At 69.2% G+C, this 2,532-nt stretch carries 4 protein-coding genes; 2 read left to right on the top strand and 2 right to left on the bottom strand.

Annotation, left to right across the window (positions count from 1 at the left end):
* Nucleotides 1-127 precede the first annotated feature (127 nt).
* Nucleotides 128-625, bottom strand: coding sequence for a transcription elongation factor GreA (gene greA, locus ACFVZW_RS35760; protein WP_383560183.1), 498 nt, complete (start codon nt 623-625; stop codon nt 128-130).
* Nucleotides 626-815: 190 nt separating this feature from the next.
* Nucleotides 816-1,217 (bottom strand): DUF4307 domain-containing protein, encoded by a 402-nt coding sequence (locus tag ACFVZW_RS35755; RefSeq protein ID WP_384530589.1) that lies wholly within the window; start codon nt 1,215-1,217, stop codon nt 816-818.
* A gap of 98 nt (nt 1,218-1,315) precedes the next feature.
* Here ACFVZW_RS35755 and mca point away from each other — a divergent pair, with 98 nt between their 5' ends.
* The gene (gene mca, locus ACFVZW_RS35750) at nt 1,316-2,197 is read left to right on the top strand and encodes a mycothiol conjugate amidase Mca (RefSeq protein ID WP_384530587.1); all 882 of its coding nucleotides are present in this window, start codon (nt 1,316-1,318) and stop codon (nt 2,195-2,197) included.
* On the top strand, nt 2,190-2,429 hold the full coding sequence (locus tag ACFVZW_RS35745; protein ID WP_384530585.1) for a hypothetical protein: 240 nt from the start codon (nt 2,190-2,192) through the stop codon (nt 2,427-2,429). Before mca ends, ACFVZW_RS35745 begins: the two co-directional genes overlap by 8 nt.
* The last annotated feature ends 103 nt before the right edge of the window (nt 2,430-2,532 follow it).

Raw genomic sequence — 2,532 nt, 5'->3', positions numbered from 1 at the left:
ACGCGCCCGCACCCGTTCGAAAACCCCCCCGCGCTCTCATCGACCGACGCAATATAAGAAACACCACCACACCCCCCCCCCCCCCCCCCCGGGGGGGGCCCCCCCCCTTCGACGGAAGGATCGGGGCTCAGCCGGTGTACGGCTTGGCGCTGAGGATCTTCACGGTGGCCTTCTTGCCGTTCGGCAGCTCGTACTCGGCGTCCTCGCCGGCCTTCTTGCCGTGCACGCCGACCCCGAGCGGGGACTGCGGCGAGTAGGTCTCGATGGTGCCGCTCGCGTACTCGCGGGAGGCGAGCAGGAAGGTCATCGTGTCGTCCTCGTCGCCGTCGAAGGCGATCGTCACGACCATGCCGGGCTCGACGATGCCGTCGTCCGCCGGCGCCTCGCCGACCTTGGCGTGCTCGAGCAGCTGGGTCAGCTGGCGGACCCGGAGCTCCTGCTTGCCCTGCTCCTCCTTGGCCGCGTGGTACCCGCCGTTCTCGCGCAGGTCGCCCTCCTCGCGCGCCGCGGCGATCTTGGCGGCGATCTCGGTTCGCGCGGGACCAGACAGGTACTCCAGCTCGGCCTTGAGCTGGTTGTACGCCTCCTGGGTGAGCCAGGTGACGTTGTCGCTGGTCTGGGTCACAGGTGCTCCTCGTAGGTACTGGGAATACAAAGCATCGCCCTACCCAGAAGGATTGTCCTTCCTGGGCGGGCGAAACCACGAGCCTAACAATTAGTGGCGAAAAGGGGGAGGACATAAACCATCAAGATGGCGTCACTCCTGGTCAGCGCCGGAAACGGAGTCCGACACACCACTCGCGCCCTACCCACGGCTACTGCGGGGTACACCCCACGAGCTCGGCGCTCGTCGCCCGCGCGGTGGTCCGGATCGACCAGACCCGGTCGACCCGGTCGGCGGCCTCGTCGACCTTCACGTCCTTGCGGCCCACCTCGGCCCCGTCCTCGGAGCGTGAGCGCAGCGTGCAGACGCCCGTGACGTCGACGTCCTTGCGCACCTCCAGGTGCACCTGCACCTCGGTGTCGCTCACCACGTCGAACTTGATCATCTCGGCGCTGATCCTGCTCTCGCCGACGTAGTGCCAGCCGAACCAGCCCACGACGCCGAGGAACAGTGCGCCGAGCACGGCACCGGCGATCTTGAGCTTGCGGTCGGCGCGCTCGTCCGCGGAGCGGCCGTAGCGCCCCTCGGGCAGCTGCTCTCGCACCGCGCTCATGATCGTTCCTCTCGCCGCCGGGGCACCCGGAATTTTCCGCCCCCCGGTTCCGTCACTATAGAGACCTCCCTCCGCGACGAATCACCGAGGACCGAGTCTTGACTGAGCAGCTGCGACTGATGGCCGTTCACGCCCACCCCGACGACGAGTCGAGCAAGGGCGCGGCGACGATGGCCAAGTATGTGTCCGAGGGGGTGGACGTGCTCGTGGTCACGTGCACGGGCGGCGAGCGCGGCTCCATCCTCAACCCGAGGCTCCAGGGTGACGCCTACATCGAGGCGAACATCCACGAGGTGCGCCGCAAGGAGATGGACGAGGCCCGCGAGATCCTCGGGGTCGACCAGGAGTGGCTCGGCTTCGTCGACTCCGGCCTGCCGGAGGGCGACCCGCTGCCGCCGCTGCCCGAGGGCTGCTTCGCCCTGGAGGACGTCGACACGGCCGCCGGCGAGCTGGTCCGCAAGATCCGTTCCTTCCGTCCGCAGGTCATCACGACCTACGACGAGAACGGCGGCTACCCGCACCCCGACCACATCATGACCCACAAGATCACGATGGTGGCCTTCGACGGCGCGGCGGACACCGAGAAGTACCCGGAGGCCGAGTTCGGCCCGGCCTTCCAGCCGCAGAAGCTCTACTACAACCAGGGCTTCAACCGTCCCCGCACGGAGGCCCTGCACCACGCGCTCCTCGACCGGGGCATGGAGTCCCCGTACGGCGAGTGGCTGGAGCGCTGGAAGGAGTTCGAGCGCAAGGAGCGCGAGATCACCACGTTCGTCCCGTGCGCCGAGTTCTTCGAGACCCGCGACAAGGCCCTGATCGCGCACCGTACGCAGATCGACCCGGACGGTGGCTGGTTCCGGGTGCCGATGGAGATCCAGACGGAGGTCTGGCCGACGGAGGAGTACGAGCTCAGCAAGTCGCTGGTGCCGACCTCCCTCCCCGAGGACGACCTCTTCGCGGGCATCCGCGACAATGCCTGACATGAGCGCACACCTGGCACTGACCCAGCTTGTCCCCTTCGCCGCCGAAGAGCTGGACAAGAACAAGGTGACCCCCGGCGTCCTCGGGTTCGTCGTCTTCGCCGTGATGGCCGTGGCCGTCTGGATGCTGATGAAGTCGATGAACCGCCACATGGGCAAGGTCTCCTTCGACGAGGCCGCGGACCCGAAGGGTGCCGCCCCCGCGAAGAGCGGCACGGCCGCGCGGGAGTAGCGGCGGACCGCCGCGGGGGCGGGGGGGGGGCGGGGGCGGGGTCCGGGGCCCCCGGGCGCGGGCCCCCCCCCGCCCGCGCGCCCGCCCCCCCGCGCGCCCCCCC

The organism is Streptomyces sp. NPDC059567, from assembly GCF_042735655.1.
In the GTDB taxonomy this organism is placed as follows: Bacteria; Actinomycetota; Actinomycetes; order Streptomycetales; family Streptomycetaceae; genus Streptomyces.
Note: the sequence above shows the minus strand (reverse complement) of the source record. Positions and strands in the feature narration are given on the sequence as shown.

Coding starts and splice junctions, on each gene's coding strand:
- ACFVZW_RS35755 (WP_384530589.1), bottom strand. CDS start 1,217: ATGAGCGCGGTGCGAGAGCAGCTGCCCGAGGGGCGCTACGGCCGCTCC.
- ACFVZW_RS35745 (WP_384530585.1), top strand. CDS start 2,190: ATGCCTGACATGAGCGCACACCTGGCACTGACCCAGCTTGTCCCCTTC.